The following is a 22,892-nucleotide window of genomic DNA, read 5'->3' as shown; positions in this document are numbered from 1 at the left end:
TCGACAGGCTTCTTAATCTTACCCTAATCGATCGATCTTCAAAAGAGTGAACCAGGCCCCCAGGCGTCGTAACCGTCGCCAGCTCCCAGGTTTAGGCGATTTCGTGCCCATTTCTGAGAAGCACTTCAGTGTAGATTTCACGCAATCGACGGGTCATTACCTGGTGCGGAAAGACCTGACTACAACGCCGCTGCCCTTCTTTTCCCAGCTTCTCGCGCAGCTCGGGATCGCTGCAAAGCTGCACCAGGGCCGACTTCAACTGAGGAACATTGTCCGGCGGAATCAAGAAACCGGTTTCCATAGTGGACACCACCTCGCGGGCTCCGTCGATATCGAAACTGACCGCTGGCTTGCCCGAAAGCAATGCCTGAGGGAGTGCCCGGGCCAGGCCTTCGCGAAGGCTGGAATGCACGAGCACATCCATCGCCGAGATGTACTTTGGTATCTCTTTCGGTGGAACGAGGCCTACCAGGATGAAGTGATCAGTCAGCCCTGCCTCGCGAATGCTCTCTTCGTACTTATCGCGCAGGATGCCATCTCCCACGAAGAGGAACTTCGCCTGAGGGCATTGGGCGACCACATCGCGGGCCGCTTCGATGACGTACTCGTGCCCTTTCAAATGAAACAGCCGCGCGATTTTGCCGATCACGACGTCATCGGGCCGAATGCCAAGTTCAGCCCGAGCGGCCTCGCGGAGCATTCCACTTTCCAGGAAGGGTTCAACCTCCATGCCGCTGTAAACGGTCAGGAACTTTTCGCGAGGGGCGACCTTGGCTTCGACCAGCAAGTCGGTCATCGCGTCGGCCACGCTGACCAGTTGATGGCACTGGCTCGAGGCGTACCGTTCACACGCGATGAAGAAGCGACGAGCCACGCTGGACTGATAAGGATGAAACGGTGCCCCGTGCACGGTATGGATCACAGCGGGAACCTTGAGGGCCATCGCCCCCCTTCTCCCCAGCATGCCCGCTTTGGCGCTATGTGTATGAACGACGTCAGGTTGAAAGTCGCGGATCGCCTGCTTCACCTCGTGGTACCCTTTCCAGTCGGTCCACGGATGGATGTTGCGGCGAAGATTGGGCAAGGTCTGCACCGGCAAGCCTTGCGCATGCGCTTGCTCTAAGAGGTTGCCTTCGGGGCCTTCGCTCGGGCCGGTGATCAGCAAGACGTCGTCGCCAAAGTCGCGAATCAGATCGAGGCAGTTATAGAGCGTGTTCTCTTGCGCGCCGCCGATAATCATTCGGGTAATCACATGAGCAACACGCATGTTGGTTTCTGGCCTTGCGAAAAGTTCGTGAATCTTAGGAAGCGATCGGATCGCGCTCCCCTGCTCTGCCCTGCCCGATCTCAGCCGATGTGCGGTGGGTAATGCACTTTCAGCAAGTATAGTCCATGCGCCGGCGCGGTCATGCCAGCCTTCAATCGATCGCACGAAGCGACGATCTCAGCCATACTTTCGGCGGGGCGTTTCCCCTGCCCGATCTCGACCAACGTGCCGGCGATGATCCGGACCATGTTGTACAGAAAGCCGGTCGCCTCGACTTCGATGAAGATCTTCATTCGTTCGTCGGCGTCGTGCATGGTGACGGTCGCATCCAGCATGTTGCGAATGGTCGACTGGCGCGGCGAACCGGTTGCCTGGAACGCGGCGAAATCATGTTCGCCAATGAGAGCCTTCGCGGCTGACTGCATCGAGGCAACGTCCAGCACTCGCTTGACGAACCAGGCATGCTTCAGCGCGAAAGGATCGTTGATACGACCTGGCTGCAGCACATAGCGGTAACGCTTCGAGACGGCATCGTTGATCGGCCGAAAGCTGGTCGGAACATCGCACGCGTGACGAACGACAATGTCTTCCGGCAGTTTCGCATTCAATGCTTTACGAAAGACATCGGCCGGCAGATTCGAGTGCGTATGAAAGCTGGCGACTTGTCCCCAGGCATGCACGCCGGCATCGGTGCGACCACTTCCGACGATATGAACTTGTTCGCCGGAGATGCTGTTGATGGCGGCTTCAAGTGCCGCTTGGATCGTGGGACCGGTCGGTTGACGTTGCCATCCGTGATAGTGGGTCCCGTCGTAAGCGACCGTCAGCTTGATGCAGCGGCCAGTCGCGTGGGCCGCTGCATGATCCGACTGTTCCATGGCTCGCCCTGACTAGACGGCGGCCGAACTGCGAACCAGAAGTTCCGCAATTTGAACAGCGTTGGTGGCGGCACCCTTTCGCAGGTTGTCGCTCACGCACCAGAAGGTCAAACCGTTCTCGCACGAGATGTCTTTACGGATACGACCGATGAAGACTTCGTTCTTGCCGGTGCAGGTCTTAGGCATTGGGTACTCCCCTGCCCCGAGGTCGTCGACCACGGTGATGCCATCGGCCTTCTCGAACAGCTCACGAGCTTCTTCTGCAGAGATCGGACGTTCGGTTTCGACCAGGATGCTTTCGCTGTGGCAATTGGTCACGGGAACGCGAACGCACGTTGGGCAGACCTGGATCGATTCGTCGCCGAAGATCTTGCGGGTCTCGTACACCATCTTCATTTCTTCCGAGGTGTAACCTTCGTACTTTGGTCCGCCGATCTGAGGAATCAGATTGAAGGCGATCTGGTGCTTGAAGGCTTTGTATTGGTAGTCGCTGCCGTTCAGAACCGCCTTGGCACCTTCGACCAGGTCTTCTTCACCGACGACACCGGCGCCGCTGGTGGCCTGATAGGTCGAAACAACGACGCGCTTGATCTTGGCGGCGTCGTGCAGCGGCTTCATGGCGACGACCATCTGCGTGGTCGAGCAGTTCGGGCTGCTAATGATGCCTTTGTGGTTCTGGATCGCTTCCGGATTCACTTCCGGCACGACCAGCGGCACGTCTTCCTTCATGCGCCAGTAACCACTTTCGTCGACGACGATACAGCCAGCGGCGACCGCCCATGGGGCGAACTCGGCGGCGGCTTCGTCGGGGGTGCTACCGATCGCGATATCGATACCCTTGAACGACTCGGGAGTCATTTCTTCGACGATGTGCGTTTCACCGTTGAACGTGATTTCTGTGCCGGCAGAGCGTTTCGTGGCCAGGAATTTGATCGTTTTGTAGGGGAACTTGCGTTCTTCCAACAGTTGACGGATCAGTCGTCCTACGGCTCCGGTGGCTCCAACAATGGCCAGATTCTCGTACACGGGAAAGTACCTATGGGGTTAGACAAACTACATGTGGGGATGCGGGCATCCACGGTAAACCCGCATTATAGATTCTCGCCCCAGGACACATCAACGCGTAATGGGGTTCGTTCGGGCGGTAGGCTGGCAATGGTGCCCTACCCGCTGCGGGGCAAATCGGTGTAAAGGCCGACGCCTGATAGTATTAGCTTCGAGGCTGGTCGAGAAGAATTCTTTCAGAATTTCAAGTGATTTCACCTGGAAACCGGACCGTTACCATCCATCGGGTGATCTTAAGCCGCAGCCGCTTGTTCCTCGGTTGGCTTGGCCAGACGTTTCCGGATGCCGGCCTCAACTTCCCGAATCACCCACGGGCTGACAAACGCCAGGTTGCCAATCAGCATGGCGAGACCAAACGTAATCATCCCCATGCAGACAGCGATTCCCAAGTGCAACGGGATTGCCATCGCAACGACCAGGGGGCGAGTTAATCGTGGCCACACCAATGCGCAATAGCTCAGTTCCCAAGCCAACGAGACCTGCGTCAGAACGGCGATGAAAAGTGGGTAATGCGCCAGCCAGGTCATGTCGAGCGATTGGTACTCGCTGTTGGCGACCGCTCCCCAGATGGCCGTTCCTTCCCACCACGTTTCCCCCAGCAGCTTTCCGGTGCCGGCGAATAAGTAGATCACGCACATGTGCAGTTGGATCAAGCGAATCGAAACGTTCGCGGCCGTGCTGGTCGTGGGAAGTTTGCGATTCGGAAAGCGTCTCTTCAATAGCAGCCGGTCGAGACTGAAGGCCTCCCCTGCCCCGCCCAGCATCAGGTACATCGCCAGCATGACGTTTACCTGATCGAGGCCAAACAACGCCCCCGGGGCGCGATGGGCATAACTGACCGTAATGATGAAGGCCAGCACCGACGTGACGCGGGTATACCAACCGAGCGTGAACATCAGCAGTACAATCAACGCCACGATGTGGACCAGCCACAGCATGCCGGGGTTGCCATCGAACAGCGGCAGGTAGCTCCACGCGAACGAACTTCCCTGATGCATGCGGCTGACCAGTTCGTTCGAGAAACGACCGCTCTCGCCCATGAACCCGTTCAAGTCGATCGACCAGACGAGGTGGGTATACAGAATCATGCTGCCGCCAAAGATCCGCACCAGGCCTAACGTGGCCGGATCGGTCGGCGTGAACCAGAAGCGATTCCAGCCATCTCGGACGCCGGCATACAGTTCGCGGAGGTAAGCAGTAATCATTCGTGATCCTCCGGCTGCACGGTGTAGACACCTAGCACCACTTCTTCGTACAGACCTGGATCGTTCAGCGGACGACCATTAGCAACGTCGATCGGCAGCGGGATGGCATGTTGCACCATCACGATCCGAATCTTGGCGGCCTCGGGATGCTGCCGGGCAATGTATTTGGCGATCGAATCGAGGTACGCGTTTCGCAGCCCGATCGCGGTTTGGAATTCAGCGTGGACGAACGGCGGCGCGTCTTCAGGTGGGGCCTGGTCCGGAACGTTCGACGTGTTGTACATCGATTCGCTGATCATGAAGTGGCGATGGTACAGCAGACGTGGCCAATGCTCCTCGAGGTTTGGGAAGGTTCCCTCGCTGATCTCCTGGTCGTTCTCGTCCAGCAGTTCGTAACGAACCAGGTGACTTGGTCCTGGGTTGGGGGCAAAGAAGCGATAGCCATGTCCACGCAAGAAGGTCGCGTGCAGGTACGGAGCCATGAAGCCTTCGGCTTGTTGAGCCCAGACACTGCTTGGGGGGGGCGAAGAACATGGCCCCACGAACAGGGCCACCAGGTGCAGCAGCAACAGCAGGCTGACAAACTGGCGAAAGCCAACGCTCCAGGTGATTTTCGGAGGCGCGGCTTGGGTGGAAGGATCTGGTGTTGTAGGGCGATCGTTCATGATACTCATCGTATCGGCCAAATCGCCCGACAGGTTCGTGGAAAAAGAAGCTGTGCGGATCAGCGGAAATGCAAAGAAAAAACCCTCGCCTGGAGTTTATCCAATGCGAGGGCTTTTCGGTTTAGTCAATTTATCCGGAGACCGGAAACCTTACAGCGAGGCAACCGATTCGGCGTTGAAATCGAAGCTGATTTCGCGGACGTCGCCGCCGGTCAGGTCGATCGTCTTACGCTGGGTAACTGGCTTGCCGTTACGCAGGATGGTCACGACGATGTCGTAATCCTTCCAGGTTTCGCCTTCAGCCAGAGCAACGGTGCTGAACACTCGCTGAGGGCCGAGGGTACGCATTTCGTTGCCGGCCAGGGTAACCGAAGCGTTGGTTGGAACGTTCAGGGTGACCTTGGTTTCAACCGGAGCACCGACGACCTGCGTTTCTGGCATGGCCGATGGATCGAGGTTGAATTCGACTTCCTGGCTGTCGCCAGCGGTCATTTCGATGGTCTTCACTTCGCGAACCAAGCGACCGTCGACACGCATTTCAGCGCGGACTTCGTACTCGAACTTGAAACCTGGTTCCAGGTCACGCGAGACGAAACGACGGACAGTACCGGTGCTGGAAGTGACCTTGTCGTTGACGTAGATCTTGGCACCAGCTGGAACGGTGACGTTGATGACAGCGTCATTACCGCGGTAACCGGTTGGCTGAGCTGGAATCATCGGAGCCGATGGCTGAGCTTCGGATGGAATCGAAGGAGCATCCATCGATGGAGCGACTTCGACTGGAGCCGAGTAGTAAGTGCCGCTGCTACCACCACTCGAACCGCCGCTGCTGCCGTAGCTATAGCTGGAGCTGCTGCTACCGCCGCTCGAACTCCAACTGCTGCTGCTCGAGCCGCCGCTGGAACCCCACGAACGCTTCACCTTGTGGTGACCAAACAGACCGCCACCGCTCGAGCCGCCGCTGGAACCCCAGCTGCTGCTGCTCGAACCGCCCGAGCTGCCGTAAACTTTGTCAGCACGGTGGCTAACCCACCAACGCTGAATTGGTCCAACGGACCAGTAACCACTGCTGGAGCCGCTCGAACCACTGGAACCGCTGCTGCCGCTCCAATACGAGCTGCTGGAGCCACCGCTGGATCCACCGCTCGAGCCCCCGCTGGAACCGCCACTCGATCCCCACGAACCCCAACCGGCCTGAGCCTGGCTCGTTCCCGCTACCATCACGGCACATGCCAATGCTCCGGCCAATGCGAATTTTCGGCCAATGCTGCTTTTCATATCCGGATTCACTCCAACTACCGTTTTCCAAACACGTGATTTGCAATCGTTGCGAGGCTAGCACCATCGCTACCCAACTAGAACTTAGCAAGTGTAGGTTTCAATTCAAGGAGAATGGGCAAAATTTGCCGAATAGATAGAATTGCGTACCCAGCGTCCCGGGGGTAGACAAGTCAAGTCCCTGACTCGACTTGCGTAAAGCCACCCGGCGAAAGAAGTTCGGGGATGTTGCGTTCCCCCTGATTTAGCGGACGGCCTCGACGCTGAGATTATCGACGTACATCGTTCCGACCGCGCCAAACGTACTCACGCGGAAGAGTGCTTCCCGGGTCGCGGCCGGCACATTCACCACTTTTTCCACTTCGTGCCAGTCGATAGACCCCACAAATGGGCCGATGGCCGCTTTGCCCAGGTCACGTCGCTGCTCGTCGTAAAACGAGATTAAAATCATCGGTGCCAAGGTGCGGTCGGGGCCAAGGCCCATCCCCTCCGTCTTCACCCAGGCCTTCATCCGCAGGCGATGCACTTCGCGACCGTCCAAGCCCATGCCTTGCAGGGCCAGTGCAACGCGACCTGGATCTTCATTGAAAAGTTTCAGCGATTTCGATCCGCCAGGGGCACTACTGTCTTCCACCAGTTCCAACTGACGCTGGTAATACCAACCAGGGACCGAGCCATCTTCAGCCAAGGGCTTCTCGAAGTCGCCATTTTCGAGGCGAGGATTCGCCGGATCGGGCTTCACCTGGCGGCGATCTTCCGCTTCGCCCGTCATTGGAACGAACAGGGTCGGACGCAGCGGCTGGGCTTCGAGCTGGCCATCTTTCTTGGTGAACAGCACGAGCGTTTGCTGATAACGTTCACCAACCGGAATCACCATCAGGCCCCCTTCTTTCAATTGGTCGACCAGTGGCTTGGGGACGTTTTCAGGCGAGCAGGTCACGATGATCTTGTCGAACGGTGCATACTGCGGCCAACCCAGGTAGCCATCGCCGACCTTGGTGTGAACGTTGTCGTAGCCCAGCTTTTGCAGCACTCGGGCCGCTTTTCGGCCGAGCGGTTCTTTGATTTCGATACTGTAGACATCTTGGACCAGCGGAGCGAGCACGGCGGCCTGGTAACCACTGCCGGTGCCAATTTCCAGCACCTTGTCGGTAGGCTGTGGATTGAGCGACTCGGTCATGTACGCCACGATGAACGGCGACGAAATGGTCTGGTCTTCGCCGATCGGCAAGGCCATGTCGTAATAGGCCTGGTTGCGCTGATTGTTGGAAACGAACTCGTGCCGCATCGTGTTTCGCATTGCGGCGATCACGCGTGGATTCTTCACACCGTTCGCCACGATCGCCGTGTCCACCAGGTGATTGCGAGCCGCTTCATAAGGATCGCGCGCCATCGCCATCGAGGTGAGGCTGGTCGAAAGGAAGAAAGCAGTCAGCAATACGGCAAGTGGGGACGACAGTCGTTTCATCGCGCTTTGAGGGGGTTCGATGCAGGAGGCTGTGGTGGTTCCAACGTTTCCTCATTATAGATCCTCTCCCCTTCGGAACCGATGTTTTCCGCAGTTTTTTACCAATCGGACTGCGCAGGGCCTCGCAGGCAAATTCTGCCTAACTAGTACATCCCTTCCGATCGCGCCAGTCCGCCTGGCTTAAAACGGCGGGCAAGAACGAACAAAGGCACGGCCTCACCATTGGGAAAGCCGTGCCTCTGTTCATTTGCGTTGGAGGCGTCCTGCTTAGCCTACGTCTTTTTTCGGTTCGGTCGCGATCTGCTGTCCCATCCCCTTGGTCAGTGCCATGAAGGCCGACTCGAGGTTGATTTCTTCTTCACGGAACATCGTGATCTTGTATCCCTGCTGGACCAGCATCGTCGGAAGATCGCTGTAGTCTTCCTCGTCCTTCTTGAGTGTGACCAACAGATGGTCGACGCGTGATTCGATCGACTCGACGATCTCGGCTTGTTCTAGCACTTTGCCGGCGGCGTCGTTATCGCCACGGACCGAAACCAGCAAGGTCGTCTTCTGCTTCACCCGCGTCATCACCTCGGCGACCGAAGCATTCACTTCCAGCACGCCACGATCGATGATACCGATCTTGTTACACACGTCAGCCAGTTCCGGCAGAATGTGGCTGGAAACGATGATCGTCTTGCCCATGTCGCGAAGCCGCTTCAGCAGGTTTCGCATCTGAATACGAGCTCGCGGATCGAGACCACTCGCAGGTTCGTCCAGCAGTAGAACTTGTGGGTTGTGAAGCATCACACGGGCCAGGCCCAGACGTTGCGTTTGCCCGCGCGAGAGCGTGTTGGCGAAAGCGTTGCGTTTGAATTCGAGATCGACCAGTTCGAGCATCTCGTTGCAGACCTTCGTCCGTTCGGCCCCGTTAATACGATAGGCGGCGGCGAAGAACTCGAGGTACTCGATCACCTTCATGTCGTCGTACACACCGAAGAAGTCAGGCATGTAACCGACTAGCCGGCGAATTTCTTTCGGCTTGGTATAGATCGAATTGCCACAAACGTAGGCTTCACCCCAGGTCGGATTGAGCAGCGTGGCGATAATTCGCATGGTGGTTGTCTTACCGGCACCGTTAGGACCGATGAAGCCAAACACGTCTCCCTGGGCGAGATCGAGCTCGATTCCCTTGATCGCGAAGAAATCGCCGTACTTCTTAGTCAGATCGACGGTCTTGATCATTGCTGCGCTATCTTTTCACTCGAACTACGTTTTTGAACGGGGACGACGATCCGGACGTACGACCACGATTGCGACTCGCTCGGGTCGATAGTCTGGCCATCGATCTGAACGTCGATTGGCGGATGCTCGACTTTGCCCACCAGCACGGCCCGGTCTCCTTCTATGTGCGACGACAGGTCGACATAGCCTTGGACCCGGTTGCTGAGGTTGGTGTAGCTGCGACCGCCGGCAGCACTGTGGAACATGATCAGCTCCACGATGCGAGGCACATCGGTGCTTTGCCGGTCCCAGTTCTCGCCGCCATCGGTCGATTCCTGAACGCGACGACGCTTCAGGACCTTCTCGGTATTTTGCGCGGCCTGACCAGGGACAATCCGAGCCGTTCCGCCGGCCGGCAGACGAGCAATAAAGAATGCCCAGCGACCATGAAACAAGTAGCAGTCGGTCAGGTCCATATCGGTCGGATTGGTGATTACCCCTTCGACCAACTGGCTCTCGCGTTCCTGCAATGGTTCGTATTCAACCGGATTCAATTTGCCCCAGCCGCGTGCGGCCAACGTCTTGGAGGACCAGACCTGAATCGGAAGACCTTCCAGCGAGACCTGCGTGCTGCCGGCGTCGGTTTGGAAGTCGATGTCGTACGGAGTTGGTACCGTGGAAATCGACTGACGGGCACTCATGCCGCCGAGACCCGAGCCGGCCAGGCCTTGCCAACTCACCAGTTGATTCCAGTCGTCGGAAGGAACTGAAGTTGGCGTCAGGCTCAGTTCATAACGCTTCGATACCGGGCTGAACAAATGGAACCAGGTCGTCGAGCGGACGAGCTTGCTTTCCAGGTCGATGTCCAGAATATTGACCTGGTTCAGCTTCAAGCTGGTCCCTTTCGACCAGGTCGCCATGCTCCAGATGCCAACGCAGGCCAGCAGAATCAATGCCGGGAACGTGACCCAGGTCCACTCCATCCGCAGGCCGAAACGACGCAGGAAGAAGTAGTCGCCAGGACCGATCAAGGCGAGGTAGACCACGATGATCGCCCCGACCAGGAAGAACGAAACGTTGCGGACGCCAGGGAACTGATCGAGTGCCAGCCGGAGTTGCCCGGCGATATCGGTGTAGCCATAGTGGGCCACGCTGGTGCCGCCCTGCATGTTGACCTTCGACTCTTCCAGGCGATCGCTGACGCTATCGAGCAGTAGCTTCAGCAGCGGATCGCGGCCTGGCCACTTGGCCATCGGCTCGGCAGACAGATCAAACGCAAAGAAGTTAACCATGCCAAAGCCATTGGCGTTCTGGATCCACAGCGGATAGCTCAACTGACGCGAGCCTTCCTGAATGCGAACCTTGCCGCGTGGGTTTTCGATGATTGAAATCGGCAGCGGTTTTTCAACCGGACGATCGACACGCGAAACGCCGTTGACCATCGCTTCCATTTCGGTCGAGCTGCGAAGGTCGTACCGGCTGCGGAACGTACCAGGGACAAATGCTGCCAGGGGCTTATCGGCGGCGATCAGCTCTTCGGCACCGGTGCCAACGGACAGGGTCATGTTTCCCCCCTGCTTCAGCCACATATCGATCGCCGCAAACTGACTTGGGCTGATGGCGGTCGTAATGTTCGGATCGTTGGCGATCCAGAAAATCTGGTCGATCCCTTCCAGCATGTACCACTGATCTGGCAGCTCTTCAAACCGAGTCACCGGGACGATGGTGGTCGCTCCCGAAAGTTGCGAGGCGTAACGCTGGACCGCATCGCGCAGTCCAAAGTCGGGGCCGAACTGCAGAAAGATACTGTCGGACGCCAGGATCGGGGTCGCCAACTGCGAAATGGGAACTTCGCGGATCGTTGTCTTTTGACTGCTTCCTTCGCCGGAGACAAACTCGATTTGCAAGTTCGAGCTGCGTCGACCGATCTTCACGGGAATCCGGTAATTCAACTGATCGCCGGTTCGCTGGGGAGCCGGGGCGATCACTTCGGTCGGAACGCCATCGCTATCGAGGGCGATAATCGCCAGCGTTGGATCTTCGGCGAATGGCTCTGCGGCAACCGAAAGTCGGACTTCGGTCCAGCTACCAAGCTTGAAGTAGCCGGCGATGCCGAGCTCGACGTTCAGGTCGGCCAGTTCATGTTCGTTGGCGACCCAGTAGCCCGTTTCAACCGGAGCTGCGGATGCAGGCTTTTCTGCGTCGTCGGCTTGGGCTGGCGAATAGGCCACCAACAGACAACACAGCGCCAAAGCGGCGACTTGCCAGATAGGAGAATAGTTTGGAGAGGAACTCCGCATCTTGATTCCCAAACAAGCCTGAGGCTGTTTTCTACGCGGTGCGAAAATAAGGGTCAGGCTTGTCAGGCCCCAGTGTGTCTGCCGGCGGTGGATCGAGCTAATCGATCGAAAAGTTGCCAGAGACTCGGCTTCCTGTTGGCGTATCCGTCCCGCAGGAAACCTTTTAGGATAATCGGCACCCGAGCCCAGGGGGAGTCAAACGGGGCGACGGATGGCCGAATTTTGCCGGAAGTTAATACCTGAAGTTACGGTTTTTCCGCGTCATCGCAGGTACATACGAATTTTCCGCAGCCAGGACAACCGCTGCCATATTTTTCGTTCAAAGCTTCGGCCAGGTCGATTCCGGCGACATTGGCGATGGTTGCCAGCCAGGCAATCACGTCGGCGAACTCTTCTTTTCGCTCCTGCTGGGTTCCCCCACGAAGTGCGGACGAGAGTTCCCCCACCTCTTCCATCAGCCACATGAAGGTCCCTTCAATGCCACGAGCTTCGTCCTTCTCGTAGTACATGTCGTGGATCAGCTTCTGAAGCTGGCGGAAGCCGACGTCCCCTTCTATCTTCTGGGACGATGCTTCCTGCGAGTTCTCTTCCGACGAGGTCATAGCGTTTCTCGATTAGTCGTTGAGGATGGCCTGGGCGGCCTGGTTTTCGGGGTGAAGTTCCAGGATCTTTTTGGCCACCGCTTGGGCTTTCTCCTGGTCTCCGGCCTTGGCATAAAGCTCGGCCGCTTCGACCGACCACGATACCGTTTTTGGTCGGAGCTGACCAGCAACCTCGAACTCGCGAGCCGCCAGGTCCCACTTCTTCTGACCGCGATAGGCCTGGGCCAATAACGCATGGGCATCGGCATCGGTGACACGAATCCCGATCGCTTCGTACGCCCAGCGGATCGCTTCTTCCCACGACTCGCGTTGGATCATGATCTCGGCCATCTTCTTCCGCAGCAGCGGGTCGTGATGCTTTTGGAGAGCGATCTTCGGAATCAACTCGATCAAGGCGTCGTTGTCTTTCTGGATCAAGCGAATCCGCAAGATCGATTCCTGCCAATCGAGATCGCCAGGCTCTTCCGCCACGCCGCGCTCGTACAGCTTCAAGGCATCGTCAAAACGTTTCTGCTTTAAGCGAAGGCCGGCCAGAAGTGCCACCGAGTTGCGTTCGAACTGGGGACTGCCGGCAGCGAGTTCAAACTTCTCGATCGCTTTCTCCGTATCGCCGATCGTCAGAAACAATCGTCCTTCGACGTAGTGGGCTAGAGGATTGTCGGGATCGGCTTCCAGCGCGGTACGGGCAAACTTGCGGGCATCGGGGAGTGCCTTCCGCTTCAGATAGATGTGGGCCAGTTCGGCTTGGGTTTGAGCATCTTCCGGATGATCCTGCGCCGCCTGATAGAGTTCGGCGAAGGTTTTCTCGGCACTGACATTCAGTTTGACCCCTTCGACTTCCTGTTTCAAAAAATCGAGATACTGCTGCTCGAACTCCGCTTTATCGACCTTGAACAGATCGCTGAGGATCACATCGGTGGTCTGGTAGTTACGGTAAGCGGCCAGCATCCGGGCTAAGGCGTCGTCGCCGAATTGCTGCTGGATAAATCGCGAGTAGTAATAGGCCTGGCAGTACGCCATGGTCCAGTCATCCTGATCGCTGGGACGGATGAAGCCATAGTTGATCGTATCGAGGTTGAAGGTGCGGTCCTCGGCCAGTCGCCGCGCGAGCAAGGTCTTCCATTCCGGCGGTCGCTGTTCGCTCTCGTAGCTGACGGCGAGGGCCTCGGTGAACCAGTGCGGAATGTTAAAGTCGGTTTGCTGAAGATTCACCACGTGGACGAACTCGTGGCGAATGACATGGGCCCAGTTGTAAGGTTCCGGCACCGAGTCAGGCGAAGCCATCGCGATCATCTTGCCGGCACATGCCCCCACCGTCCCAATATACGGCAGGCCAACCATGCGAGCGCTGAACCAGCCATGCCCACTGGTGTTCTTGGCCTGGTTGAATAGTTCAATCAAAGACTTGCCTTTCGGTGTGTAGCCCAGTCCCTGGCAAACCTTCGGGAAGACGTTCTCTTCCAGGAACCGCGACATGTAGACCGCCAGCAATCGATCTTTGGAAGGATCGAAGCGGATGATGAAGTGATCGGTCTCGATCGTTTCGTAACTGGCCAGCACATCGAGCACTTCCAAGGTATTCTTCACGCGAACATTGAAGGGATCGGCAGCGAACGCTTCGTCCAGCACTTGCTTCGCGGTCGCTTCTTCTCCCATCCGCATCAGCACCATGCCGAGGTCGCCGTGAACGCCAATCAACTGCGGCATCGCTTCCCGGGCCTTCTGCATGTAACGAGCCGCGTCGGGATATTTGCGGACGATATCGCAGCCTTCCCCGAGGGCGGCATAAAACTCGCCCAGGTTCTTGTGCTGTGCTTCGACCTCGTTCAGCAGCTTGCCGAACCGTGTTGGATCGCCGGAGTCGGCATCGATCAGCTCACTTCCATCGGCGGCCAACATGGCCGCGGCGAGGTAGCCTTGCGACTTCTGATTGGTCGGATTCCGCTTGACGACTTCATCGAGCAAGAGGATCGCTTCCTCCGGGCGAAAGTCGGTCAGCTTTGCTTTGCCTTCAATCTGCATCGCCCGGGTATGCTGCGGCTGAAGTTCTAGCGCCAAATTGGCAGTCCGCAGTGCGGCGTCGACCTGGTAGCCTTCCAGTTCGATGGCACCTTTGTGGGCTAGTATGTCGGCGCTGGTCGCGTTGATGGCGATTGCTTTGTTCAAGTGCTTGGCCGCTTCACCTCGGTTGTACTTCTCGGCGAAGAGCTGCGACATGGCCAACTCGGCTTGCCAGTAGTTCGGATCTTTGGCCAGCACCTCGGGATAAAGATCGTTTACCAGAAACTGGAACTGCCCGCTGTTCCGTGTCCAGCGGGCATACTGAGCCGCGGCCTGACCGATGTAGAAGAGGTCTTCGGCGGAATCGAACTTGTTGGTGTCGTTGTAATAGTCGATGAACCACTCGTACCCGCTTTGGGCCGTATCGAGGTCGCCACGCGTTCTGGCTAACTCGGCCAGCAGCCAGCGGGCGAGTGTTTGCTGCTCGTCGAGGGCGATGGCTTTCTTGGTGGCGGCTTCCGCCATGTCAAGTTCGCCTCGCTCGAAATGCAAACGCGCTTCTTCTGCCAGAAGGTGAGCATCTTCAGGGGAGAAGGCTTGGATGGTGGCAAGGGCTTCGTCTCGTTTGCCTAACGCATCGAGGCCGCGGGCAAGCAGGATAGCTTCTTGGGCCGACGCCGGCTTCTCGCCGATTTGTTCGACCAGTTCGGCATAGCGGCCGCGCTGAAGGTTGGTTTTCAGTTCGCTGATGTCAGCGGCGAACGACGCCCATGCAGGCAGAACCAGGCAGAACGTCAGCAGCGGGATGGTGATTTGGCGAATCGTCAAGCGAAGGGCTCCTCCCCTGCTCTGCCCTGTCCGGCCGAGAGGGAAAAATCTAGAATGCAGTGCAGTCCCTATTCTAGCTATACGGAGCCATCAGAGCGAAGGTTTTCGCCCGGCTCAAGAGGTCGATCGCATGTCCGAGTTCCATACCGTCGCCAAAGTTGGAGATATCCCCGAGGGAGAAGGTCAGGCCTTTAACGTCGGAGGACGCACGGTTGCCGTCTTTAACACAGGCGAGGGGTACCAGGCCATCGACGATTTTTGCCCGCATATGGGGGCTTCGCTCGCTTCTGGCCCGCTGGAAGATGGCGTGGTGGTATGCCCCTGGCATGCTTGGGGCTTCCAACTGTGCGATGGTGCCTGGCTCGATAACCCGAAGATCAAAGTCGATTGCTTCGAGGTTCGCGTCGTCGAAGACGAGATCCAGGTCCGCGTCAACGAGAAGACCAACTAGCCATCGATCTCGGCCATCTCGGCATCAGGAATACTGAAATTTGCCGAGACATCTTGGACGTCGTCATGGTCGTCGAGGGTACTGAGCAGATGCATCAGTTTGCGGGCATCGTCGCCGGTGACTTCGATCACATCTTTCGGCACCCGGGAAACGCTCGAATTTTCGCCTTCGATTCCGGCCGCTTCTAATGCTTCTTGCACGTCGGAATAGACTTCCGGTTCACACGTCACACGGAAGCTTTCTTCTTCGCGCTGGATATCTTCAGCGCCAGCTTCGAGGGCGACTTCCAGCAGCTGCTCTTCGGTGGTCTTGTCGGCCGGAAGATGAAAGACCCCTTTGCGATCGAAGTTCCAGGCTACGCAGCCGGCGGCACCGAGGTTACCGCCATGGGTATCGAAAAGCTTGCGTAGCTCGGGAGCGGTTCGATTGCGGTTGTCGGTCAGTACATCCACCATCACCGCAACGCCGGCCGGACCATAGCCTTCGTAGACGATCTCTTCGAAGGCATCCCCCTTCCCTTCTCCGGTACCCTTCTTGATCGCGCGATCGATGGTGTCGTTCGGCATCCGGGCACTCTTTGCGTCGGTAATCGCCAACCGCAAGCGAGGATTTGCCGCAGGATCGCCGCCGCCTAGCTGAGCTGCCACGGTGATCGCTTTCGAGCACTTGGTCCAGATCTTGCCTCGCTTGGCGTCGACCGCTTCTTTTTTGCGTTTGATATTCGCCCAGTGGGAATGTCCGGCCATCGTCTCGATCTCTCGTCAATCGCTGAGGTGCCCTGGGTTGGGCAACGGGGTGAATCCAAAGTGGGAAAGCTCGCTGGCAAGGCGAACGGCGAATCGCTGGTGTGTTACTGATGTTCTTTCAGCTTGGCTTCCACCGCTGTCAGCGTGGCGGTGTCTTCTTCTTCCGCTTCCTTCAAGGAAGTGACCGCCTTTTGCCACTGCTCGATTGCCTTGCCCTTCTGGCCGGCAGCCAGGTAGACATCGCCGAGATGATCGAGCACGGTGCCATCTTCCCCTTCGGAGAGTTCGGCGGCCTTTTGGAGTTGAGCGATCGCAGGCTCGAAGCGGCCCAAACGATAGTAAGCCCAGCCAAGGCTGTCGAGGTAGGCGTAGTTGTCTGGCTCCTCGGCGACTGCCTTCTGAATCATATCGAAGCCCCGGCCCAGGTTTATATCGTTGTCGATCCAGAGATAACCGAGATCGTTCATCGCTCCGGTATCGCCGGGGAACTCGTCGAGCACTTCTTCCAGCCAGGTCGTTGCTTCGGGGATCTCTTTCTTCTGGCTGGCAATGCTGGAAAGCAATCGCTTGGCGTCTCGAATCACTTGACGAGTCTGGCGGTTCTCGTAGTCGTCGGAGAACTTGCTGAGCAGCGTGCGATACTCTTCGACCGCTTCCTCGGTACGGCCGGCGTGATTCAGCGTCCAAGGAATGCGGCTGCGTAGCAAGGCCGACTGTTCGTCAAGCAGCGCGGCACGCTTCGCCGTCCGCAAGGCATCGCTCGTCTTGCCTTGCAGTTCCAGCGTCGTTGCCAGGTAGAAGTAGAAGAGCGACGTCTGCGACTTCGGCAGGCCGAGTTTGATCGCCGCGCGGAACGCCTTCTCGGCGACCGGTTCCTGATCGTCGCGGAAGGCCTGTAAGCCGAACTGCATCAGCAGGCGAGCCTTCTCTTGCGAGTCGAGTTCGGGCAGCGCCGCTTCAATCCAGGGCCATGCCGTTTCCCCTTGGCCATCCAGTTGATACAGCCGAGCCACGCCAATTCGCTCGTTCAGCGAGAGCTTGGCTGGATCGAGTTTTTCGATTGCTTCCTGCAACTGCGACCATTGGGCTTCGCTTTTTAGAAGCTTATCAAGTGGCTCTTGAACGACGTCGAGTTCGTAGGTCTGATCGAGCGAAGTGGCCAGCAGCGTTACGAACGCCGACCAGTCGGTCTTCTCGATGTAGGCCTGGCAGAGAGCCGGCAGTATGCTGGCATCGGGTTCGTCTTCAACGAGCGGGCTCGCAGTTTCGATGACTTGATCCCAGGCCTGCTTTTCGGCATAGAGGCTGGCCAGGTTATAGGCCAGCGGCGCGAAGTCTGGCGAAGCTTCGTGAAGCTTCTGAAGACGCTCGATCACCTGATCGCGGGCCGCTTCGGGCGACTCGGCCTGATTCTCTGCGATCTTTCGCAGAAGTTCATAGGGCTGAGAGTCGGTTTGATCGTCATCTTCCAGGAACTTGTCGATCGCCTTCTGGGCACCCTTCCAGTCTTTGCGAGCTACGTCGACCGCTGCGGTGTGAATCAGGTGGCGTGCTGGATTCGATTCCATCTTTTCCGCTGCAGCGAACATCTTGGCTGCTTTGTCGGGCTGCTCCGCTTCCAGGTAAACGGTTCCGAGTTGTTCGTAGGTGGAACGCAGGCCGCCAGGCGTGAACTGCTCGATCACTTCGTCCAGGTCGAACTTCTTGGGATCTTCGATCATGCGGGCGATGTCGTTGGCATGCCGCGCGGCCATCTTCGGCTCGCCATGCGCTTCGTAGATGGTCATCAGGCGGAAATGAATTCCCATCGCTTGCGGATGGGCGTTTTCTTTGATCAGCAACACCAGGGCTCGTTCATAGAGCTCGATCGCTTGTTCGACCTGACCATCTTCAATGCAGTACTGAGCCACACGCTGGAGCGCGTCGGCCGACATGGCGGTTTGATTTTGGGCAAGAAGCACGGCATAGCGCGAAGCGACTTCATTACGCTGGAGCAGAAAGCCAAGCCGGACGATCTCTTGCAGGATGTTCGCCGAGCCAGGACTGAGGCGATAGGCACGCTGGTAGGTTTGCAGGGCGCCGGCCACGTCGCCGCGATGATCTTGCAGACGGGCTTTGGTCAGCAGCGTGGTAAGTTGCAGACGGTTCTCGGCTGATTCGTTGCGGGGGCGTTCTTCAACGAAGGTTTCGGGCAACTGCCAGAACGGAAGTTCGTCTTTCTGACGAGGCTTTTCCTTGGTCTCGGTCGAGGCACTGTCGGCCGCGAACAACAGGCCGGGCAGAAACGACCCGAGCAAAGTGATGGCCGAAGCCAAGACGATTCCAAGGTGCGTTCGAACGATCATAGGACCCTCAACTGGGCGACGAGTGATGGGTGAATCAAAGCGTTCCGATCAGGCGGAAGTCGCCCACTGGAACGCGTTGAATTTTATCCTGGACCGGAAAGAAGGTCCAAGATGAATCGTACCACATCTGGCCGCGAGGGCTGGAGAAAGAAACTACTTTGGCTTCTTCTTGGTGATCTTGGTCGACGACTTCTTCGGGGCGGTGGTGGTCTTTTTGGGCGTCGCCTTGGTGGTGGTCTTCTTCTTGACCGGCTCTGGCTTGGCGGCTTTCTTCGGAGCAGCGCTCTTGGCTGGCTTCGTCGCTGGAGCTTCCTTTTTGGTTGCCCCCTTTTTCGGAGCACTCTTCTTCGAGGCTGAATCATCCGCCGCGGCTTCGACCGCTGGTTCTTCGCTGACACGCTTTGGGAAACGTGACTTCGCATCCGGCGAAATTTCCAGCAGCAGGTCGCGAATCTTCTTCGAGAACGGAGCCATCTGGAAGTCGACGGCCAGTTCGTGAATCATGTCCGAGAATTCGACCCCCTTGGTCTTCGGGATGGCCCGTTCCATACCAGGGATCGTTTGCTTTTCCAGGTCTTTATCGGTGATGCCGCCCAGCACAAACATCAGGTTGAGCAGGCTGCGGTCGATCGGGATGGAATGCCCACCGAGAGCATGCTGGGTGACGTAGCCGAGCATGAATGGTGTGGCGCCATACTTTTCAATTGTGGTGACAGCCTTGCCCTGATTGCCTTTCTTGAGGCTTTCCAGGTCATAGCCGTAGATCGACTCGAAGATATTTTGCAGCACCAGTCGCACGCGAGCCGCCGCAGCATCGCCGGAAGGATGCTTGGGGAACAACTCCATCAGTTCCGCGGCGCTGGTCACGCGTACTTCGTTCCAATCGAAGTACTCTTTCTGCAGCGTTTCAAAGGCCTCGTCGGCAACCTTTCGTGGAGCGTTTTCCAGAATGGCGGAAAACACTAATTGTTCCAGGATCGAGCGTTTGTCGGGACCTGCCGATTCGTAATGCTTTTTGACGATCTTCTGGCAAGCAGTGAAGACATTTGCTCGGTTTGCGGCGGCCATGGCGGTGTATGAGGTCTCTTTGGTTGTAGTTGGCGGGGTATTAAGCGGCGTTTCGATCGTTGGGATTATTCCGCGGACGGTTGTTCGTCCTCGTCTTCCGGTTCCCAATCTTCGTCGGCCAGCACCTCTTCCGATTCGTCCTCATCGTCCGTGGGAGGCAGAACTTCCTTCAGGATGCGACTCACTTCCAGTGCTTGCTTCACACCCTTGTCGATTTCAAACTCGAGCTTGGGAATGTAGCGGGTATCGATACGGTCCTTGATGCAGGACTGCAGGAAGCCTGCCGAACGGCGAAGGCCGTTCAGGCATTGCTGCTGCTTCTTTTCATCGCCCATGATCGAGACGTAGACCTTGCCCGCACGCATATCGCCGGACACTTCGACCTTGGTCACGGTTACGTCTTTAACACGGGGATCGCGCAGCTGCGTCAGGATTGCCATGCTGACAACTTCCCGAATCGCAGATGCGGCTTTTAGAGTTCGACGAGACGCCATAGGGTCCTTTCCCCGTTGCTGGGGCAGTTCAAGGTTACGGGGTGATTAGCTATCCAGGGTTCGAGCGAATTCCTCGACCTTGAATGCCTCGAGGATGTCCCCATCCTTGATATCGTTGAAGCCGACGAGCTTGATACCGCACTCGTACCCTTCGCGGACTTCCTTGACATCGTCCTTTTCACGCTTGAGCGAGTCCAAGCCATATTCGCCGATGCCACGACCATCTCGGTTGACCCGAATACGGCAGTTGCGTTCGATGATCCCACCCAGCACACGGCAACCAGCGATGGTACCGATGCGGCTGATCGAGAACGTACGCTGCACCAGGGCGCGACCCAGTTCGGTGATGCGAGACTCTGGTCGTAGTTGGCCTTCCAACAGCAACTTGATGTCTTCGGTCACCTTGTAGATGATGTTGTAGCGGCGAATTTCGACGCCACGATCATCGGCCAGGCTACGTGCAGCTTCGTCTGGGATGACGTTGAACGCGACGATCACGGCATCCGAAGCGGAAGCCAGCGTCACGTCGGCAACAGTCACACCGCCGACGGTGGCCTGCATCACGCGGACCTTGACTTCGGGGTGATCGAGCTTGTCCAGTTCTTTCTGGATGGCTTCGATCGAACCACGCGTGTCGGCTCGCAGAATGATGTTGAGATAAACGATACCGGCGTCGTCGCCAGCTAGGTTGCCCGACTGCAGACGAGCCTGGAAGTCCTCGAACGAAACCTTGACGGTATGACCTCCGAGGTGCTGTTCGCGGCTGCGGCTGGCTCGCATTTCTGCGATCTCGCGAGCATCGGCGATATCTTCCAGCACGTAGAACTTCTCGCCGGCGGCAGGTGCTTCATCGAAGCCCGTGACGTTGACTGGCGTGGAAGGTGGAGCCACTTCCAAACGCTTACGTGGGTTGAGCGTGTCGTACATCGCTTTGACGCGGCCATAGGTCGAACCGCAGACGATGACGTCGCCCACTTTGAGCGAGCCATTGTTGACGATCAACTTGGCCAACACACCACGGTCCGATTCCTGTTCGGCTTCCAGGCAGACACCCACAGCGTTGCGGTTTGGGTTGGCCTGGTACTCGTGGATTTCCGAGGTCAGCAGGATCGTTTCCAGCAGGGTATCGACCCCTTCGCCGGTCATGGCACTGGTTTTGACCACTTCAACGTCACCACCCCATTCGGCCGGCAACAGGCCATGCTGCGAAAGCTGCTGCAGGGCTTTTTCTGGGTTGGCACCCGGAACGTCCATCTTGTTGAGAGCAACAATGATGGGCACATTCGCGGCTTTAGCGTGGCTGATGGCTTCTTCCGTCTGCGGCATGACACCGTCGTCGGCGGCCACGATCAGCACAGCGATATCGGTCACGTTGGCACCACGAGCACGCATTTCCGTAAATGCTTCGTGGCCCGGAGTATCGACGAAGGCGATTTTCTTTTCGCCCTTGTCGACAATGTAGGCTCGAATGTGCTGGGTGATACCGCCCGCTTCGCCACTGACAACGTCCAGGCCGATGATCTTATCCAGCAACGAGGTCTTACCATGGTCGACGTGGCCAAGGAAGGTAACCACCGGCGGACGTTCGCTGAGTTGATCCGGATCGTCGACCAAGTCTTCGATTTCGGCGATCAGCGTGTCTTCGATCGACTCTGGTGTCTTGATAATGAGATCGATGCCATGTTCTGCGGCCAAAAGTTCGGCCGTTTCGGCGTCGAGCATGGCGTTGATGGTGACCATCTGGCCATAGCTCATCAGAGTACGCTGCACCGCTTGAACTGGCAGACCGGAGGCTTCCGAGAATTCTCGCAACGAACAAGGCAACTCGAGGGCGACGTCGGTCTTGCGTGGAGCGGCGGTCGAAACCTTGCTGCTCGACTTGTCGCGACGTGGACGCGGACGGCGACCGCGTCGCAAGTCATCGCTATCGACATCTGTCGAAATCGACTTGGTGCGCTTGCGACCCTGGGTACGGGCATCACGGCTACCAGCCATTCCGGCCATACCGGTCGACTTGCCCTTCTTGCGGGCAACCTTGGTGGCCGAATCGTCGTCTTCTCGCAATTCGGTCGGCTCGTCGATTTCAGCAACCGACTTGCGATCCTTCGATTTGCGTTTCTTCTCGTGAAGCTTGGTGAATTCTTCGAGCGGAGCCTTCTGCCCCTTCTTGGCACCTTTGATCGCTTCCTTGGGAAGCTGCATGATCGGCTTCTGAGCGGCAGGCTCTTTGGTTTCGGCCTGAGGCTTCGGCGCAGGTGCGGTCGGAAGCTTGGCGATCTTTACGCTCGGGCCAACCTTCTTCGGCTTCGGTTTGGGCTTTTCGCGATCTTCGTCCTGCTTCTTGGCACCGCCACCACCTAAGGTGCGAACCTTACGCTGCGATCCGATGGCGATATAGTCGCCACGGCGGATGCCGCGGATCGGCGCGTCCTTGTGAACCGGCTGGACTGCGGGCGAATCGGATTCGGCCGACTGTTCGGAAGGCTGCTCGACGTCGTCGGCAGTATCCTGGCTGTCGCCCGGCGCCGAAGGTGCTTCGGCCGAGATGATTTCAGGTGCGGCCTCGTCGGGAGAATCGATCGAGGGAGCTTCGGTTTCAGTGGCAACCGGCATATCGGTAGCTTCGACTTCGTCGGCAGGTTGTTCCTCGTCTTCGCGTGAACGAGGCTTGGCGGGGCCGCCCAGAGTACGAATTCTGCTAGGCTTGGCCGGCTGGCTGGGACGCTCCGGTCGAAGAGGTTCGTCTGTAGTCGACGAACGGCTTTGCGAGCCACGGCTTCCGCCGTCGCCCCCGGAGTCTTTGTTGAGAAAGGCCTTTACTTTGACCAGTTCGTCATCGTCCAGGCTGGCAAGTGCAGACCCCTTCCCAGTAACGCCTGCGCGGTTGCAGATGTCGACGAGTTGCTTGCTATCTACCTGGAGTTCTTTAGCTAACGCGTAAATTCGTATGGGCACTTTGGCCTTCCTGCTGAGTTTTCTTGGGGCGTCGGCGGCGTGTTTACCGCTGAAGACACCTGTTACCGGG

17 protein-coding genes are annotated in these 22,892 nt (G+C 57.7%); 1 reads left to right on the top strand and 16 read right to left on the bottom strand.

From position 1 onward, the window contains the following. Positions 1 to 91: 91 nt before the first annotated feature. From AB1L30_RS15950 to AB1L30_RS15900, 11 genes are all read right to left on the bottom strand, one after another. Positions 92 to 1,267: a glycosyltransferase family 4 protein gene (locus AB1L30_RS15950; protein WP_367014413.1), complete on the bottom strand. Its 1,176-nt coding sequence runs from the start codon at positions 1,265 to 1,267 to the stop codon at positions 92 to 94. A gap of 80 nt (positions 1,268 to 1,347) precedes the next feature. Beyond that, a complete protein-coding gene (truA, locus tag AB1L30_RS15945; protein ID WP_345086424.1) occupies positions 1,348 to 2,145 on the bottom strand; it encodes a tRNA pseudouridine(38-40) synthase TruA in 798 nt (265 codons plus the stop codon). A 12-nt stretch (positions 2,146 to 2,157) separates the two neighbouring features. Further along, a complete protein-coding gene (locus AB1L30_RS15940) occupies positions 2,158 to 3,171 on the bottom strand; it encodes an aspartate-semialdehyde dehydrogenase (RefSeq protein WP_367014412.1) in 1,014 nt (337 codons plus the stop codon). 272 nt (positions 3,172 to 3,443) lie between these two features. Beyond that, entirely contained in the window at positions 3,444 to 4,415 is a 972-nt protein-coding gene (locus AB1L30_RS15935; RefSeq protein ID WP_367014411.1) for an HTTM domain-containing protein, read from the bottom strand. Next, the gene (locus tag AB1L30_RS15930; protein WP_367014410.1) at positions 4,412 to 5,080 is read right to left on the bottom strand and encodes a hypothetical protein; all 669 of its coding nucleotides are present in this window, start codon (positions 5,078 to 5,080) and stop codon (positions 4,412 to 4,414) included. Before AB1L30_RS15930 ends, AB1L30_RS15935 begins: the two co-directional genes overlap by 4 nt. A gap of 150 nt (positions 5,081 to 5,230) precedes the next feature. Further along, positions 5,231 to 6,358, bottom strand: coding sequence for a TIGR03000 domain-containing protein (locus AB1L30_RS15925; RefSeq protein WP_367014409.1), 1,128 nt, complete (start codon positions 6,356 to 6,358; stop codon positions 5,231 to 5,233). 244 nt (positions 6,359 to 6,602) lie between these two features. Then, entirely contained in the window at positions 6,603 to 7,826 is a 1,224-nt protein-coding gene (locus tag AB1L30_RS15920) for a protein-L-isoaspartate(D-aspartate) O-methyltransferase (protein ID WP_367014408.1), read from the bottom strand. A gap of 267 nt (positions 7,827 to 8,093) precedes the next feature. After that, positions 8,094 to 9,053, bottom strand: a complete 960-nt coding sequence (locus AB1L30_RS15915; RefSeq protein WP_367014407.1) for an ABC transporter ATP-binding protein — start codon at positions 9,051 to 9,053, stop codon at positions 8,094 to 8,096. Further along, the gene (locus AB1L30_RS15910) at positions 9,050 to 11,332 is read right to left on the bottom strand and encodes a hypothetical protein (RefSeq protein ID WP_367014406.1); all 2,283 of its coding nucleotides are present in this window, start codon (positions 11,330 to 11,332) and stop codon (positions 9,050 to 9,052) included. Before AB1L30_RS15910 ends, AB1L30_RS15915 begins: the two co-directional genes overlap by 4 nt. A 245-nt stretch (positions 11,333 to 11,577) precedes the next feature. Further along, positions 11,578 to 11,841 (bottom strand): MazG nucleotide pyrophosphohydrolase domain-containing protein, encoded by a 264-nt coding sequence (locus AB1L30_RS15905; protein WP_367014810.1) that lies wholly within the window; start codon positions 11,839 to 11,841, stop codon positions 11,578 to 11,580. Positions 11,842 to 11,946: 105 nt separating this feature from the next. Next, positions 11,947 to 14,763, bottom strand: a complete 2,817-nt coding sequence (locus AB1L30_RS15900) for a tetratricopeptide repeat protein (protein ID WP_367014405.1) — start codon at positions 14,761 to 14,763, stop codon at positions 11,947 to 11,949. A gap of 130 nt (positions 14,764 to 14,893) precedes the next feature. On the opposite strand from AB1L30_RS15900, the gene AB1L30_RS15895 reads away from it, so the two are divergent. Next, the gene (locus AB1L30_RS15895) at positions 14,894 to 15,214 is read left to right on the top strand and encodes a Rieske (2Fe-2S) protein (RefSeq protein ID WP_345086407.1); all 321 of its coding nucleotides are present in this window, start codon (positions 14,894 to 14,896) and stop codon (positions 15,212 to 15,214) included. Here AB1L30_RS15895 and AB1L30_RS15890 read toward each other — a convergent pair. The 5 genes from AB1L30_RS15890 to infB form a co-directional block, all read right to left on the bottom strand. Next, positions 15,211 to 15,960 (bottom strand): YebC/PmpR family DNA-binding transcriptional regulator, encoded by a 750-nt coding sequence (locus AB1L30_RS15890; RefSeq protein WP_367014404.1) that lies wholly within the window; start codon positions 15,958 to 15,960, stop codon positions 15,211 to 15,213. The two genes, AB1L30_RS15895 and AB1L30_RS15890, sit on opposite strands and share 4 nt — an antisense overlap. A 104-nt stretch (positions 15,961 to 16,064) precedes the next feature. Further along, on the bottom strand, positions 16,065 to 18,305 hold the full coding sequence (locus AB1L30_RS15885) for a tetratricopeptide repeat protein (protein WP_367014403.1): 2,241 nt from the start codon (positions 18,303 to 18,305) through the stop codon (positions 16,065 to 16,067). 153 nt (positions 18,306 to 18,458) lie between these two features. Next, positions 18,459 to 19,373, bottom strand: coding sequence for a hypothetical protein (locus AB1L30_RS15880; RefSeq protein ID WP_367014402.1), 915 nt, complete (start codon positions 19,371 to 19,373; stop codon positions 18,459 to 18,461). Between the two features lie 65 nt (positions 19,374 to 19,438). Continuing rightward, on the bottom strand, positions 19,439 to 19,867 hold the full coding sequence (gene rbfA, locus AB1L30_RS15875; protein WP_367014401.1) for a 30S ribosome-binding factor RbfA: 429 nt from the start codon (positions 19,865 to 19,867) through the stop codon (positions 19,439 to 19,441). A 45-nt stretch (positions 19,868 to 19,912) separates the two neighbouring features. Beyond that, the gene (infB, locus tag AB1L30_RS15870; RefSeq protein ID WP_367014400.1) at positions 19,913 to 22,822 is read right to left on the bottom strand and encodes a translation initiation factor IF-2; all 2,910 of its coding nucleotides are present in this window, start codon (positions 22,820 to 22,822) and stop codon (positions 19,913 to 19,915) included. Positions 22,823 to 22,892: the final 70 nt, after the last annotated feature.

The organism is Bremerella sp. JC817 (assembly GCF_040718835.1).
In the GTDB taxonomy this organism is placed as follows: domain Bacteria; phylum Planctomycetota; class Planctomycetia; order Pirellulales; family Pirellulaceae; genus Bremerella.
The sequence above is the reverse complement of the archived record's forward strand: the minus strand, read 5'-3'. Positions and strand labels throughout refer to the sequence as shown.

Coding starts and splice junctions, on each gene's coding strand:
- AB1L30_RS15950 (WP_367014413.1), bottom strand. CDS start 1,267: ATGCGTGTTGCTCATGTGATTACCCGAATGATTATCGGCGGCGCGCAA.
- truA (WP_345086424.1), bottom strand. CDS start 2,145: ATGGAACAGTCGGATCATGCAGCGGCCCACGCGACTGGCCGCTGCATC.
- AB1L30_RS15935 (WP_367014411.1), bottom strand. CDS start 4,415: ATGATTACTGCTTACCTCCGCGAACTGTATGCCGGCGTCCGAGATGGC.
- AB1L30_RS15930 (WP_367014410.1), bottom strand. CDS start 5,080: ATGAACGATCGCCCTACAACACCAGATCCTTCCACCCAAGCCGCGCCT.
- AB1L30_RS15925 (WP_367014409.1), bottom strand. CDS start 6,358: ATGAAAAGCAGCATTGGCCGAAAATTCGCATTGGCCGGAGCATTGGCA.
- AB1L30_RS15920 (WP_367014408.1), bottom strand. CDS start 7,826: ATGAAACGACTGTCGTCCCCACTTGCCGTATTGCTGACTGCTTTCTTC.
- AB1L30_RS15915 (WP_367014407.1), bottom strand. CDS start 9,053: ATGATCAAGACCGTCGATCTGACTAAGAAGTACGGCGATTTCTTCGCG.
- AB1L30_RS15910 (WP_367014406.1), bottom strand. CDS start 11,332: ATGCGGAGTTCCTCTCCAAACTATTCTCCTATCTGGCAAGTCGCCGCT.
- AB1L30_RS15905 (WP_367014810.1), bottom strand. CDS start 11,841: ATGTACTACGAGAAGGACGAAGCTCGTGGCATTGAAGGGACCTTCATG.
- AB1L30_RS15895 (WP_345086407.1), top strand. CDS start 14,894: ATGTCCGAGTTCCATACCGTCGCCAAAGTTGGAGATATCCCCGAGGGA.
- AB1L30_RS15890 (WP_367014404.1), bottom strand. CDS start 15,960: ATGGCCGGACATTCCCACTGGGCGAATATCAAACGCAAAAAAGAAGCG.
- AB1L30_RS15885 (WP_367014403.1), bottom strand. CDS start 18,305: ATGATCGTTCGAACGCACCTTGGAATCGTCTTGGCTTCGGCCATCACT.
- AB1L30_RS15880 (WP_367014402.1), bottom strand. CDS start 19,373: ATGGCCGCCGCAAACCGAGCAAATGTCTTCACTGCTTGCCAGAAGATC.
- rbfA (WP_367014401.1), bottom strand. CDS start 19,867: ATGGCGTCTCGTCGAACTCTAAAAGCCGCATCTGCGATTCGGGAAGTT.